At 71.0% G+C, this 14,275-nt stretch carries 10 protein-coding genes and 1 pseudogene; 3 read left to right on the top strand and 8 right to left on the bottom strand.

The window, feature by feature from the left end:
- Positions 1-57: 57 nt before the first annotated feature.
- From L0H79_RS15010 to L0H79_RS14995, 4 genes are all read right to left on the bottom strand, one after another.
- Positions 58-498, bottom strand: a complete 441-nt coding sequence (locus L0H79_RS15010; protein ID WP_301485439.1) for an ester cyclase — start codon at positions 496-498, stop codon at positions 58-60.
- 49 nt (positions 499-547) lie between these two features.
- Positions 548-1,816, bottom strand: a complete 1,269-nt coding sequence (locus tag L0H79_RS15005; RefSeq protein ID WP_301485438.1) for a S1C family serine protease — start codon at positions 1,814-1,816, stop codon at positions 548-550.
- 69 nt (positions 1,817-1,885) lie between these two features.
- Complete coding sequence (locus L0H79_RS15000; protein ID WP_301485437.1) at positions 1,886-3,307, bottom strand: cell wall metabolism sensor histidine kinase WalK; 1,422 nt, start codon at positions 3,305-3,307, stop codon at positions 1,886-1,888.
- 55 nt (positions 3,308-3,362) lie between these two features.
- The gene (locus L0H79_RS14995; RefSeq protein ID WP_301485436.1) at positions 3,363-4,079 is read right to left on the bottom strand and encodes a response regulator transcription factor; all 717 of its coding nucleotides are present in this window, start codon (positions 4,077-4,079) and stop codon (positions 3,363-3,365) included.
- 86 nt (positions 4,080-4,165) lie between these two features.
- Here L0H79_RS14995 and L0H79_RS14990 point away from each other — a divergent pair, with 86 nt between their 5' ends.
- Positions 4,166-4,933: a sulfite exporter TauE/SafE family protein gene (locus L0H79_RS14990; RefSeq protein WP_301485435.1), complete on the top strand. Its 768-nt coding sequence runs from the start codon at positions 4,166-4,168 to the stop codon at positions 4,931-4,933.
- Positions 4,934-4,937: 4 nt separating this feature from the next.
- On the opposite strand, the gene L0H79_RS14985 is transcribed toward L0H79_RS14990, so the two are convergent.
- On the bottom strand, positions 4,938-6,590 hold the full coding sequence (locus L0H79_RS14985) for a DNA repair helicase XPB (RefSeq protein WP_301485434.1): 1,653 nt from the start codon (positions 6,588-6,590) through the stop codon (positions 4,938-4,940).
- A gap of 54 nt (positions 6,591-6,644) precedes the next feature.
- A complete protein-coding gene (locus L0H79_RS14980) occupies positions 6,645-7,868 on the bottom strand; it encodes a M20 family metallopeptidase (protein WP_301485433.1) in 1,224 nt (407 codons plus the stop codon).
- 100 nt (positions 7,869-7,968) lie between these two features.
- On the opposite strand from L0H79_RS14980, the gene L0H79_RS14975 reads away from it, so the two are divergent.
- Positions 7,969-8,901 (top strand): hydroxymethylglutaryl-CoA lyase, encoded by a 933-nt coding sequence (locus L0H79_RS14975; RefSeq protein ID WP_301485432.1) that lies wholly within the window; start codon positions 7,969-7,971, stop codon positions 8,899-8,901.
- Between the two features lie 87 nt (positions 8,902-8,988).
- Here L0H79_RS14975 and L0H79_RS14970 read toward each other — a convergent pair.
- Both L0H79_RS14970 and L0H79_RS14965 read right to left on the bottom strand, forming a co-directional pair.
- A pseudogene (locus L0H79_RS14970) lies at positions 8,989-10,593 on the bottom strand (APC family permease); the annotation flags it as partial.
- A gap of 284 nt (positions 10,594-10,877) precedes the next feature.
- Positions 10,878-13,157, bottom strand: coding sequence for a helicase-associated domain-containing protein (locus L0H79_RS14965; RefSeq protein ID WP_301485431.1), 2,280 nt, complete (start codon positions 13,155-13,157; stop codon positions 10,878-10,880).
- A gap of 59 nt (positions 13,158-13,216) precedes the next feature.
- On the opposite strand from L0H79_RS14965, the gene L0H79_RS14960 reads away from it, so the two are divergent.
- The gene (locus L0H79_RS14960) at positions 13,217-14,149 is read left to right on the top strand and encodes an aldose 1-epimerase family protein (protein ID WP_301485430.1); all 933 of its coding nucleotides are present in this window, start codon (positions 13,217-13,219) and stop codon (positions 14,147-14,149) included.
- Positions 14,150-14,275 lie beyond the last annotated feature (126 nt).

Genomic DNA, 14,275 nt, shown 5'->3' with positions numbered 1-14,275 from the left:
CGTGCCGAGCGCGCTCGTCGTCTGAGCCTGCTCAGCGCCGCGTCGGCTCGCGATGGATCAGCGCGCGGGATGGCTCGCGGCCGGCGTGCCGAGCTGACCGAGCTGCCGCAGCAGCGCGAGGTCGCTGCTGACGATCCAGCGCTCGGTGACCAGGCCCTGGTCGTTGAAGCGCCGGAACGTCATGGCCGTCCACTCGAGCACCTGCCCCGTCGGTCGCGCCCCGTGGAACACGCCCTCGTGGGTGCCGCGGTAGGTGTGCCGCGTCGCGACGAGGTCCGCGCTCGCCGCGGAGTCCTCGACCGTCGAGGTGACGTCCGGGAGTGCGTCCCGCATCGCGGTGAGGAACTCGCGGTGTCCCGACACGGTGGGCTCGAGGTGCTGAGGGAGCCCGTGGATGACCGCGTTAGGCGCATAGCTCGCGAGGTAGCGGTCCAGGTCGCCGGTGTTGAATGCCGCGATCGCATCGAGGGTGTTCTGTCTGTTCCGTTCCGCGTCCATGCCCCAGTCTTGCTCAAGCCACGGCCCCTTGCACAGCGTCGTGCGCGGGTCAGCTGTTCGAACTGGTCGGCTTGACGGCGAGGGTCACCGTGATCGCCTGGCGCTGTCCGTTCCGCACGACGGTCAGCTTGGCCTGCTGGCCTGCCTGCATCTCGCGGATCTGGGCCACGAGGGCGGTCGAGGACTCGATGCGCTCGTTGTCCACCATGATGATGACGTCGCCCTGCTTGAGGCCGCCCTTGGCTGCCGGGGTGTCCGGCACGACCTGGACCACCTCGGCGCCGGCCCGCTTGGCCGGGCCATCGGTGACGACGGCATCGCGGGCGCTCACGCCGAGGAAGGCGTGGTCGGCGTGACCCTTGGCGATGAGCTGGGTGGCGATCGTCTTGGCCTCGTTGACGGGGATCGCGAAGCCGATGCCGATGTTGCCGCTCTGGCCGCTGCTGAACGGCCCCCCGCCACCCAGTTGGGCGATCGCGCTGTTGATGCCGATGAGCTCCCCCTTGGCGTTGACGAGGGCGCCACCGGAGTTGCCGGGGTTGATCGCGGCCGAGGTCTGGATCGCGTTCGTCACGACGGTGTCGGCCGTCGTCTGGTTGCCGAAGGGCGACCCTTCCTGCTCACTCGCCTGGGTCGTGACGGGGCGGTCGAGGGCGCTGACGATCCCGGTCGTCACCGTCCCGGACAGGCCGAGCGGGTTACCGATCGCCATGACGGGGTCGCCGACCGAGACCTTGCTCGAGTCACCCAGGGTGATCGGCGTCAGGTCGTCGGGGGCTCCCTGGATCTTGACGACGGCCAGGTCGGTCGACGGGTCGGTGCCGACGATTGATGCGGAGTAGGTCCGGCCGTTGCTGAGGCTCACCGAGATCGAGCCGCCTGTCGCGCCCGCGACGACGTGGTTGTTGGTCAGGACATGGCCCCGCCCGTCGATGATGACGCCGGAACCCTGCGCCTCGCCGTTCTGCAGGACGACGGTGATGCTGACGACACTCGGCGACACTGCCTTGGCAACCGCGGCCCAGTCCGGCGCCACGGCATCGCCCTGGATGACAGTGGGTGAGGTGCTTCCTCCCTGTTGGAGGGCCTGCGAGCTCGCGTTCTGCGGCGCGACGCTGGCCCCGCCCCCGGTGTGCAGGGCCGCGTAGGTCCCACCGCTCGCGAGAACCGCCGCGAGCACGGCGACTCCGGTCATCTCCACGATGCGCCGCCTGGGCTTCGGCTCGGGCTCCCGGTTCCCCGGTGGTGTGGGCGGCTGCTGCTGCGGGGGCGGGGGGACAGCGGACATCGGGTTGTGGGTCCCGGGTGCCATGGTCATGGCGGCTCCTTCGATCGGCTGGTTGCTTCCTAGTTCACTCCTTCTCGTTTGGTTACCCCTCTGTCCTTCCTATGAGTCCGCTGTGTGGTCCCGGGTTGGTGGCTGGACGGGCAGCTCGACGACGAAGGTCGCCCCGCCGCCCGGTGTCTCGTCGGCGCGGACCGCGCCGCCGTGGGCCGTGACGATCGCCTCGACGATGGCCAGGCCCAGACCGTTGCCGCCACCGTGGCCGCGGCTGCGCGAGGCGTCGGCGCGGTAGAACCGTTCGAAGACGGTGGTTCGGTCGGCTTCCCGGATGCCGTAACCGTGGTCGCGGACGGCCAGCGCGACATGGCCACGGTCGAGGGGGCCGACGAGGATCTGGATGGGCGTGCCGCCGGGAGTGTGGACGCGGGCGTTCGTCACGAGGTTCGTGACGACCTGGCGCAGCTGTCGCTCGTCCGCGACGAGCAGGGTGGGACGGATCGGCCCGGCGATCCCCGTCGCGCTCACGCTGCGGTCGGGGTCGATGGTGCGGGCGTCCTGGGCGGCGTCGGCGGCGAGCACCGCGAGGTCGACCGTCCCGAACTTGAGCGGCCGCTCACCGTCGAGGCGTGCCAGCGTCAGCAGGTCGTCGACCAGGTCGCGCATCCGGTGGCTCTCGCCCTCGATCCGGGCCATCGCCCCTCCGACCGCGTCCTCGGTCGGCAGCGCGCCCTGCCGATAGAGCTCTGCATAGCCGGAGACCGCCGCCAGAGGGGTACGTAGCTCGTGCGAGGCATCGGCGATGAAGCGGCGCATCTTCGCCTCGTTGGCCTGGCGGACCGCGAAGGACCGCTCGATCCGGGCGAGCATGACGTTCAGCGACCGGGAGAGGGAGGCGACCTCGTCCCTCGTGGCGGGGACCTGGACGCGCCGGGTCAGGTCGCCGCCCGCGATGGTCGCTGCCGTGTCCTCGATCTCGGTCAGCGGACGGAAGACCCGTCTGACCAGGAACCAGCCCACGACCGCACAGATCACCAGCACGATCGCCCCGATCCCGGCGGCGTACCAGATGAACTGGTCGACGGTGTCGTCGAGGTTGCGCAGCGAGAGGGCGACGACGAAGGTTGCGCTGCGGTCGGTGTTCGTCGTCGCGAGGGCGAGCCAATGCACGCCACCGCCGACGGAGCCGACGGTGAAGACACGGCCGTCCTCGACCCGTGGGTCGTCCGGGCGGATGAGGGGGATGTCGGCCCGGTCCTTCTCGGTCACGGACTCGCCGAACGAGAGCTGGTTGTCACCCTGCGCCGGGATGACGCGCAGGGTGAACCCGGTCGGCAGCACTGGGTGGTCGGGCTCGAGCTGGGTGGGTTGCAGCCGGGCGAGGCTCGCCGCGTAGAGCCGCAGTTCCTGCTCGGCCTGCCCGAGCAGGTACCGGTTGAGCAACGCGCTCGTGACCACGAGGGTCAGGACGAGTGCGACGAGGATGAGGCTGAGGGCGACGGCGAGCAGACGCCAACGCAGCGGCATGGCGCGCAGCGTGAACCGCCTCCTCCCCAGTGGTCGCGTGCTGCGGACCATCCTGTCAGGGCGAGGACTCGGGCGGGACCCGCAGCACGTACCCGACGCCACGCTTGGTGTGGATGAGGGAGGGCAGGCCGTCGCAGTCGATCTTGCGTCGCAGGTAGGAGATGTACGACTCGACGATCCCCGACTCGCCCCGGAAGTCGTAGTCCCAGACGTGGTCGAGTATCTGCAGCTTCGACAGCACCCGGTTGGGGTTGAGCAGCAGGTAGCGCAGCAGCTTGAACTCCGTCGGCGACAGCTCGATGACCCGACCCCCCCGACGGACCTCGTGCGAGTCCTCGTCGAGCTCGAGGTCGTGGAAGCGCAGGGTGGCCGAGTCGTCGTCGCGCGGTCCGCGGGTGCGTCGCAGGACGGCGCGGATGCGGGCGACGACCTCCTCGAGGCTGAACGGCTTGGTGACGTAGTCGTCTCCCCCGACGGTGAGGCCGGCGATCTTGTCGCCCACGGAGTCGCGGGCCGTGACGAAGACGATGGGCTGTTGACGACCGCGGTCGCGCAGCCGACGGGTGACCTCGAAGCCGTCGACGTCGGGCAGCATGACGTCGAGGACGACCAGGTCGGGCTCGGAGCTCTCGGCGAGGGCGAGCGCGCTCGTGCCGTCCTCGGCGGTCTCGACCTCGAAACCGGCGAAGCGCAGCGAGGTCGCAAGCAGTTCTCGGATGTTCGGCTCGTCCTCGACCACGAGGAGGCGGGCCTCAGGGGTCTGGGTCTGCACGTTCTACAGTCTCCCCACGCATGCTGTGAGTCTGCTGGGAATCGCATGGGCATGCCGGCGACGTGGCTGGCCGTACGCTGGGCGCCGTGACGACCTGGTTGCTCGCCCCCCTCGTCGGGCTGGTCGTCGGTCTCGTCATGGGTGGCCTCGGGGGTGGTGGGGCGGTGCTGTCCGTGCCCGTTCTCGTCTACGTCCTCGGGCAGCCGGCGCACCCGGCGACGACGATCTCGCTCGTCGTCGTGCTCTTCGGAGCCTTCGTCGGGCTCGTCTCCATGCGCGGGTCCGGTCGGGTCGCCTGGCGAACGGGTCTGGTCTTCGGCGGGCTCGGCATCGCCGGCTCGATCGCCGGCGCCCGGTTGTCGTATGCCGCCGACGCCCGCCTGCTGCTCGGCTCCTTCGCGGTGCTGCTGGCTGCCGTCGCGGTCCTCATGTGGCGCAGCGCCGACCGTGACCAGTCGGTGTCGACGGGGCCGGGGGACGTCTCGGTGGGCAAGCTCGTGCCGACCGCCCTGGGCATCGGCGCGCTCACCGGGTTCTTCGGTGTGGGAGGCGGGTTCGCGACGGTGCCGGCCCTGGCTCTCGTCATGAGGATGCCGCCCGGCCGGGCCACGGCCACGAGTCTGGTCGTCATCTGCGTCAACTCGGTGGCAGCGCTGCTGACCCGCATCGCCGGCAAGGGGGTCAGCGGCATACCGTGGCTGCTCGTCCTGACCTTCGCAGTCGGCACGGGCGTGGGGACCTCGCTCGGCACCCGCGTCTCAGGCAGGCTGCACGGTGCGCATCTGATGCGCGCGTTCGCGGTCTTCCTTGTCGTCATCGCCGTGGTCGTCGGTGTGCAGACCGCCCTGGCATGACCGCTCAGAGGTCGCCGGCGTCGACGATCCGGTAGGCGTAGCCCTGCTCTGCGAGGAACCGCTGCCGGTGCGCCGCGAAGTCGGCGTCGACCGTGTCGCGGGCCACCACCGTGTAGAAGTGGGCGGTGCGGCCGTCCCCCTTGGGGCGCAGCACCCGGCCGAGCCGCTGCGCCTCCTCCTGGCGCGAGCCGAACGTGCCGCTCACCTGGATCGCGACGGATGCCTCGGGCAGGTCGATGGAGAAGTTTGCGACCTTCGAGACGACGAGGCGGCGGATCTGCCCGGAGCGGAACGCCTCGTAGAGCCGTTGGCGCTCCCGCACGGTCGTCTCGCCGGTGATGACGTCGGCGCCCAGCCGCTCGGCGAGCTCGTGGAGCTGGTCGAGGTACTGACCGATGATGAGGGTCGGTTCGTCGGTATGCCGCTGCGCGAGCTTGTCGACGACCGCCAGCTTCGCGTCGGAGCAGGACGCGAGCCGGTACCGGTCGTCCGGCTCGGCCGTCGCGTAGGTCATCCGTTGCCCGTCGGGCAGGGAGACCCGCACCTCGACGCAGTCCGCCGGAGCGATCCAGCCCTGCGCCTCGATGTCCTTCCACGGCGCGTCGAAACGCTTGGGACCGATGAGCGAGAAGACGTCCGCCTCGCGGCCGTCCTCGCGGACGAGGGTCGCGGTCAGGCCGAGCCGGCGGCGGGCCTGCAGGTCTGCGGTCATCCGGAAGATCGGCGCGGGCAGCAGGTGCACCTCGTCGTAGACGATCAGGCCCCAGTCGCGGGCGTCGAGCAGGTCGAGGTTGGTGTAGGCGCCCTTCCGCCGGGTCGTCAGGACCTGGTAGGTCGCGATCGTGACCGGCCGGATCTGCTTGCGGGCGCCGGAGTACTCGCCGATCTCGTCCTCGGTCAGGGAGGTGCGCCGGAGCAGCTCGTCCTTCCACTGCCGGGCAGCGACCGTGTTGGTGACCAGGACGAGGGTCGTCGCCTTGGCGGATGCCATCGCACCGGCTCCGACGAGCGTCTTGCCGGCGCCGCAGGGCAGCACGACGACGCCGGAGCCGCCGTGCCAGAAGCCGTCGACGGCGTGCTGCTGGTAGGGGCGTAGGTGCCACCCCTGCTGGACCAGGTCGATCGGGTGGGCTTCGCCGTCGACGTAGCCGGCGAGGTCCTCCGCGGGCCAGCCGACCTTGAGCAACTCCTGCTTGAGGTGACCGCGCTCGCTCGGGTGGACGGTGACGGCCAGGTCGTCGATGCGCTCGCCGGTCAGCGGCTTGATCTTCTTGTGCCGCAGGACCTCCTCGAGGACCGGGCGGTCCGTCGTCCGCAGCACGAGGCGGGTGCCCTCCGGGCTGTCGGCGAAGCCCTCCTTCTCGAGGGTGAGCCGGCCGTAGCGGTCCATCGTCTCGGCGACGTCGACGAGCAGGGCATGCGGGACGGGGTAGCGGCTGTGCGTGATGAGCGCGTCGACGACCTGCTCCGCGTCGTGTCCTGCGGCCCGTGCGTTCCAGAGCCCGAGCGCGGTCACCCGGTAGGTATGGACGTGCTCGGGAGCCCGCTCCAGCTCCGCGAACGGCGCGATGGCACGCCTCGCCTCCTCGGCTCGGGGGTGGTCGACCTCGAGCAGGAGGGTCTTGTCGCTCTGGACGATCAGGGCTCCGTCGTTCATCACGAGTGACCAACAGCCGCAGCCGTCCCGGTGTTCCCTCGAGGAGGGCCCAGGTCAGCGCGTGGCGGCGAGCTGGGCGAGGCGTCGTACCGCGAGCTCGGCGTAGAGGGTGGCGCCGTCGGGCAGGACGGAGTCGTCGAAGGTCGCCAGGGGCGAGTGGTTCATCGGCGCGGTCGCGGGGTCCTGACCGGGAGGGACCGCGCCGAGGAACAGGAAGCTGCCCGGCACATTCTGCAGGACCCGGGAGAAGTCCTCCGACCCGCCCAGCGGTGCGGCGAGGTCGACCTGGCGAGCCGGTCCGAAGACCTCGGCGACCGTCTTGGCGGCGAACGCCGTCTCGTCGACGTCGTTGACGGTCACCGGGTACGACCGGAGGTACTCGACGCTCGCCTCCAGGCCGTGTGCCGCGGCGACCTGCCGCACCAGCCGGGGCGCCGCCTCGGCCATCCGCTCCTGGGACTCCTCGGAGAAGGTGCGCACCGTGGCTTCCAGGTAGGCGTCGTCCGGGATGACGTTGGACGTGGTGCCGGCGTGCAGCTGGCCCACGGTGACCACGACCGGGTCGAAGATGTCGAACTGGCGCGTGACCATCGCCTGTAGCGCCATGACGACCTCGGCCACGGCCGGGACAGGGTCCTTGGCCCGGTGCGGTGTGGAGCCGTGCCCGCCGGCGCCCTGCACGGTCGCGCGCAGCTCGTCGGATGCGGACATCATCGTGCCTGGCCGGGTCAGGAAGGCGCCGTGTGGGGCGACCGCGGAGAAGACGTGCAGGCCGAAGGCCGCGTCGGCGCGCCGGCCGGCGGCGTCGAGGACCCCCTCCTCGATCATGACGCCGGCCCCGTCCCAGCCCTCCTCGCCGGGCTGGAACATGAGGACGACGTCTCCCTCGAGCTGGTCGCGGTGCGCCGCGAGCAGCCGCGCGGCACCGATGAGCATCGTCGTGTGCAGGTCGTGCCCGCAGGCGTGCATCGCGCCGTCGATCCGGGAGCGATAGGGCACGTCGGCCCGTTCGGTCACCGGCAGCGCGTCCATGTCCCCGCGCAGCAGCACGGTCGGGGTCTCGCTCTGCGTCCCGGCCCGCCCGGTGCCGCGCAGCACCGCCGTGACGGAGGTCGTCCGGGTGCCGGTGCTCACCTCCAACGGGAGGCCGTCGAGGGCGGCGAGGACCCGCGCCTGAGTCTTGGGGAGGGTGAGTCCGATCTCCGGCTCCTGGTGCAGCTCGTGTCGCAGCTGTACGAGCTCGTCCGCCATCGAGGTCGCGTCGTCGCGTAGGCTCATTCGTTCGTCCTGCCGTTTCTCTCGGTCGGTCCTGCCCTTGATCCAGACGTTCCGCAACATACCGGTTTCCGGGCAGTGCGGCGCCTGACACCATGGGGCCATGCGCACCCCCCAGGTCGAGTCGGCGTCCGGACTGCCCGCGGAAGTCACGATCTACGAGGTCGGTCCCCGCGACGGCCTGCAGAACGAGCAGACCGTGGTGCCGGCCGCCACCAAGGTCGAGTTCATCCGACGCCTTGAGGCCGCCGGGCTCCGGACGATCGAGACGACCTCGTTCGTCCCCGCGAAGTGGGTGCCGCAGATGGGCGACGCCGAGCAGGTGCTCGGCGCCCTCGGCCCCGACGGGGTCGGTCGGCGCCGCCCTGCGCTCGTGCCCAACGAGCGAGGCCTGGACCGAGCCGAGGAGCTCGGCCTGCAGGCCATCGCGATCTTCGGATCGGCCACCGAGACCTTCGCGCAGAAGAACCTCAACCGGTCGGTGACCGAGCAGTACGCGATGTTCGAGCCGGTCGTCAGGCGTGCGACGTCCGACGGCCTGTGGGTGCGCGCCTACGTCTCGATGTGCTTCGGGGATCCGTGGGAGGGGCCGGTCCCCGTCGAACAGGTCGTCGAGGTCGCGCAGCGGCTCATGGGCCTGGGCTGTGACGAGCTGAGCATCGGCGACACGATCGGGGTCGGCACGACCGGTCACGTCCACCGGCTCCTCGAGGCCCTGGGACACAGCGGGATCGGCACCGACCGGATCGCGGTCCATTTCCACGACACCTACGGGCAGGCGCTGGCGAACACGCTGGCCGCCCTGCAGGACGGGGTCGCCACCGTCGACGCGGCCGCCGGCGGGCTCGGCGGCTGCCCCTACGCCAAGTCGGCGACCGGCAACCTCGCCACCGAGGACCTCGTCTGGGCGCTGACCGGGGCGGGCGTGTCGACCGGCGTCGACCTGGACACGCTCGTCGAGACGAGCGTCTGGATGGCGCGGCAGCTCGGCCGTCCCAGCCCCTCCCGCGTCGTCCGGGCACTGGCCGGCGCCTGATCCCGGCGTCGCTGCGAGCGGGTGGACCCATCGGGAGCAGTGAGTGCCCCGATGGGTCCAGGCGCTGGTCGTGCGGGACGACGACGGTCAGTCCTCCAGCATGATGCTGTCGGGGTTGTCGGTCTCGGCGAGGATCTCGTGCACCCGGTGGCTCGGGAGCTGGCAGGTCCACGCGAAGGCCATCACGACCAGGGACAGGATGATGTTGGCGATGATGCCCCAGTTGAAGTCCAGGTAGTTCAGCTCACCGGCGTCGGCCTTGCCGGGGACCCCGGAGAACTGGCCCAGGAAGCTGACGAGGGTGATCCCGGCGAACCAGATGAGCACCCAGTAGCCGTTGCGGAACTCCAGCTTCGGTGCCCGGCCCTTGTCGGTCACGTGGAAGACGCCCAGCAGGATGTAGCCGAGCACGATGGCCAGCATCATCTTCCAGACCTGGTCCCAGCCGGACCAGTACATGATCAGGTTCGTCGCGAGCAGGGCCAGGAACGCGACCGGCCACACGGCGACGCCGAGGCTGAACGGCCGGTGCTGGTGGGGGAGCTGCTTGCGCATGGCGAGCAGCACGATCGGGCCGCTGCCGAACGACAGCACGGTCATGCTCGTGACGATGCCGACCAGGGACTGCCAGCTGGGGAACGGCAGGAAGAAGATGCACCCGACGACCCAGGCGAGGATCAGGCTGACCCACGGGACGCCGTTGTCGTTGACCTTGGAGAGGGCGGCAGGGGCGTTGCGGTTGCGTCCCATGGCGTAGGACATCCGGGTGGTGACCTTGAGGTAGATCATCGCGGTGTCGCTGGGGGAGATGATCGCGTCGGCGTAGAGCAGACCGGCGAGCCAGATCAGGCCGAGCACGCTCGCGATCGCGGCCAGCGGGGCGAAGTTCGCGGCGGCCCCGGTCGTGGAGACGAACCCGGCGCCGATGCCGGCCCAGCCGTTCGCGAAGGCGCTCTCCGGGACGGTCCCGATGAAGGCCAGCTGCAGCAGGATGTAGAGGATCCCGCAGATGACCACGGAGCCGAGCAGGGTCAGCGGCACGTTCCGCTTCGGGTTGTCGGTCTCGCCGGAGAGCTCGATGCCCTGCCGGAAGCCGAAGAACGAGAAGGCGATGGCGGCTGCCGGGATGGCCGAGAAGACGCCGTGCCAGCCGTAGGGGAGGAACCCGCCGAACTGAGTCAGGTGGCTGGCGTTGAAGTGGACGAGCAGCATGATGATGACCAGTGCGATCATGCCGAGCTTCCACCACACGGCCACGTTGTTGACCCGGGTGAACCACGTGACACCCATGTAGTTGATCCCGACGAAGATCGCCATGAGCACGATCGCCACGAGGATGCCCAGCCCGGTCAGGGTCGTGTTGGAGTTCTCCAGCCAGGGCAGGTAGCTGGTGGCGTAGGTCAGCACCGCCGAGACCTCCACCGGGGCTACGGCGGCGGCGGCCAGCCAGGTCACCCAGCCCATCGAGTAGCTGGTGAACGACCCGAACGAGTAGTGCGGGTAACGCGCGACGCCTCCCGAGTGCGGGAACATCGTGCCCAGCTCGGAGTAGGCCAGCCCGATGAAGATGAACATGATCGCGCCGATGACCCAGGAGATGATCGCGGCGGGCCCGGCGATCTTCGAGGCGGCCAGGGAGCTGAACAGCCAGCCCGACCCGATGATGGACCCGATCGCGGTGAACAGCAGACTGACGGTGCCGAGCCCCTTCTTGAGTCGGGGGTCGTCGCCCGCGACGGCGCTGCTTCTCGATTGTCATCCTTGGCTCCTTCCGCAGCTGGGTCCAGACCCGCAGCTGGGTCCGAACGGTCCTGCCTGCCGGGGACGATCCCCCGGTGCTCGAGGTCATCAGCGCACCTGCAGGCAACTTCCAGCCCGTAGACGATCGTGTGACTCGAGTCTGGTAATTCGCTGAGAGCGGGACGGCAGGACGAGGCGGGTGTCCCGTGGACCGCTGCGCGCTCGGGCCGGGTACCTCAGGCGAGGGTGGCGCCGGTGATGCGGTGGACCGAGTAGGTCTTCTCGTGTCCCGCCGCGTCGGTCGCGCGCACCTGCCCACCGTCGACCCGCCTCGGGTGGATCAGCTCTCGGGTCCTCGCGCCGTGCCGGTCCGTGACGCCGACCCAGACTCCGTGCCGGTCCGCCGCCGCGTCACGCAGCAGCGCCAGGGTCACCACGGGATCGGTCACCGGGATACTCGGTCCTTCGCGCTGCTCCTCCTCGGCGCGCCGTGCGTCGGCCGCCTCCTCCGCCGTCCGCAGCCCCGCCACGAGGGAGCGTGTGAAGGGCTCGTCGACGGCGCTGACCGTCATCCCCGGAGCCCTCCGGCCGCGGGCCCGCCGCCGCGGCACCTCGGTGGCCAGGACTGACCCGTCGACCGACTCCATGACGGGCGAGAACCCCGCGTCGTGCAACAGCTCCCTGACGACGGCTGGGTTCGCTTGCGACACAAGGACGGTCGGCGCGATGCGCCGAAGCAGGAGCGGGCCGAGGTCGCGCGCGACGAGCATCGCCTCGAGGATGGCCTGGTCGTCCGAGCGGATGTATGCCGCGCAGCCGCCTACCCGCGTACGTCCGTGCCGGCGTGCGACGTCGGTCACGAGGTACTCGAGTGGTTGTGGAAGCGCCGTCCGGCTCGCCCGGCGAAGGGTGTCGAGCACCTCGGCCGCCGACTGGCCGGCGTCGAGCGCCCGGCGGAGCGACTCGGTCGTGAAGCGGTAGACCGTCGCGCCACCCCTCGACTCGACCTCTGCGGCCAGGCGCATGAACGCGGCGAGGCTGCCGACGAGGGGGCCGGGGGCGATGGCCGTCAGGTCGGCCTGCACGAGGATGTGCTCGACCGGTGCGGGGAGCTCGGCCGCCATCGCGCTCGCGGCCGACTCGACACGGGTGACACTGCCGCCGGCCCCGACGAGGGCCCGGCCGGCTGTGGACAGAGCGCCCCGGCCGGTCACCCCGAGCCACTCGGCCTCCCGGAGCACCGCAGTGACCGCCTCGGCGAGGTCGGTGCCGGAACGCAGCGGGCGTCTCCAGAGCAGGCGTCGCGTCAGGTCCTGCGCCCCGGGGGCGCCTCCCGGGGGCAGCGCGGCGAGCTCGGTCAGGGCTTCACGCCGGATCGCGCGGATCGGTGGCCACTGGAGGTCAGGTCCCAGGGCGTTCGCGCCGGACGTCCCGGCGGCCCGGTGACCCACCAGGTGCGGGGCCCGGGTCATCCGCAGCCAGGCCGAGGCGAGGGCCGCCCACCGGTGTCCGGCCCCGGCCCCGGCCCACTCGTCGAGCGCCGGTGTGGGAGCCCACACCGGGGCGACCTCGCCGTCGTCGGCGACCAGCTGAGCGGCATACATCACCTCGAGGAGGAACCCCGTGCGCTCCGGCTCGACGTCGAGCAGCGCGGTCGTGTGCCTGAGGTCGCGTACCGACAGCCCACCGCCGCGCAGGACGCGCGGCGGTTCGGCACCCCAGGCCTCGGCGACCTCGTCGATGCGGGTCAGCAGCTCACTCGCGGCGCCGCCCGCGACGGCGTCGACCGCTGGGACGGTGCGAGCGGGCAGGTCGGGTGGGCTCAGGGAGGTCGTGCGGTGCAGCCGCCCGTTGCGCAGGGCGAGCCCGACCTCCCGAGGGAGCGCGACGCGGTCGACCGACACGGTGACGAGCAGGTGGTGCTCGAGGAGCCAGCGGACCGCTGCCTGCCCCGCACCGCTCGTCGGCGGGACCCCGAGCGGCGGGCCCCACGCCATCCGGCCGAGCACCGCCCGTGCGGCTGGTGAGGCCTCCTCGAGCAGCGCGGCGAGCGCAGCCGGGTCCTCGATCGTCGCGGTGGCGCGGCTCGGCGACGGGCGCAGCTCGTGGATCGGCGCACCGAGGCCGGCGATGGCGCGGCCGAGGACCTCGGGGACTGTGCGAACGACGTGGAACGCGCCGCCCGCCCGCCAGAGCAGGGCCGCGCGCCACAGGTCCTCGACGATCGACCGGACCGTCGCGTCGTCCGCCTCGTCCACGCCGAGCAGGCGACGGACGTCGGAGCGGGTGGCGTCGTCACCGGCGACCACGAGGGACTCGAGGACCTGCAGGTGCCCCCGGTCGAGCGCCTCGACGGCCCGCTGCGCGCTGGCCTTCGTGCTCGCCCGGGCGGCGAGCCCGGTCAGGTCGGCCGGTGCCGGCCGGGCCAGGTCGGGCCGGGCGAGGACCAGCGCCACGAGCTCGTCGTCGGTGCGGCGACGGATGTCGTCGGCGAGGCTCCGACTCGGCACGGCCATGGTCTCAACCTAGTCGCGGATAGGCTTGTGGGATGAGGGGAAGAGGTGCGACCGAGAGCATGAGCCAGGACACCGGTGCTGTGTCGCCGGCGGCGCCGACCGGGCAGCAGTTCACCATCGCGCACGGACCGTTCGAGGCGACCGTTGTCGAGGTCGGCGGTGGTCTGCGCGGCTTCACCCGGGACGGGGTGCCCGTCGTTGCCGGGTACGACGCGGGCGATCAGTGTCGGTCCGGTCGAGGACAGCAGCTCATGCCATGGCCCAACCGGATCCGGGACGGGCGGTACGAGTTCGCTGGGCGGGCCGAGCAGCTGGCCCTCACCGAGGTGTCGCGCCGCAATGCCAGCCACGGCCTGGTGCGTTGGTCGCTCTGGGAGCTGCTCGAGGACGAGGGCGACTCGGTGACCGTGCGCTACCGGCTCCACCCGCAGCCGGGCTGGCCGCACCACCTCGATCTGCGCACGACCTACACGCTCGACGATACCGGTCTCGTCGTGACGCCGGCGGCCCGCAACGTCGGCGACGGCCCGGCACCGTTCGGGTACGGCGCGCACCCGTACCTGTCCATCGGGATGGTCCCCATCGAGGATGTCGAGCTCCGCGTGCCGGCCTCGACGTGGCTGGCCGCCGACGACCGGATGCTGCCCACCGATTCCCACCCCGTCGAGGGGACTCGCTACGACTTCCGGTCCGGTCGTCGGGTGGGCCCCGAGATCCTGGATACCGCCTACACCGACGTGCGGCGCGACGACGACGGGATGTGGCGCTGCCGGGTCCAGTCGGACACGTTCGGGTCGGTGAGCCTCTGGGCCGATGCAGCCTTCCCGTGGCTGCAGGTCTTCACCGGAGCCGCCCACCAGGGCAAAGGCGCTCCCGGCATCGCGGTGGAGCCGATGACGTGCCCCGCCGATGCGTTCAACTCCGGCGTGGGCCTGCTCGTTCTCGAGCCGGGTCAGGAGTGGACCGGCACGTGGGGCATCCACCCCGGCTGATCCCCCGATCGAGAGTGCACAAACCCAGATCGAGAGTGCACAAACCCAGATCGAGTGTGCACGTCTCGTGATCGAGAGTTCAGTTCCCTGCACTCTCGATCGCGACTGATGCACTGTCGATCAGGG

It is taken from the genome of Intrasporangium sp., assembly GCF_030452765.1.
In the GTDB taxonomy this organism is placed as follows: Bacteria; Actinomycetota; Actinomycetes; order Actinomycetales; family Dermatophilaceae; genus Intrasporangium_A.
Note: the sequence above shows the minus strand (reverse complement) of the source record. Positions and strands in the feature narration are given on the sequence as shown.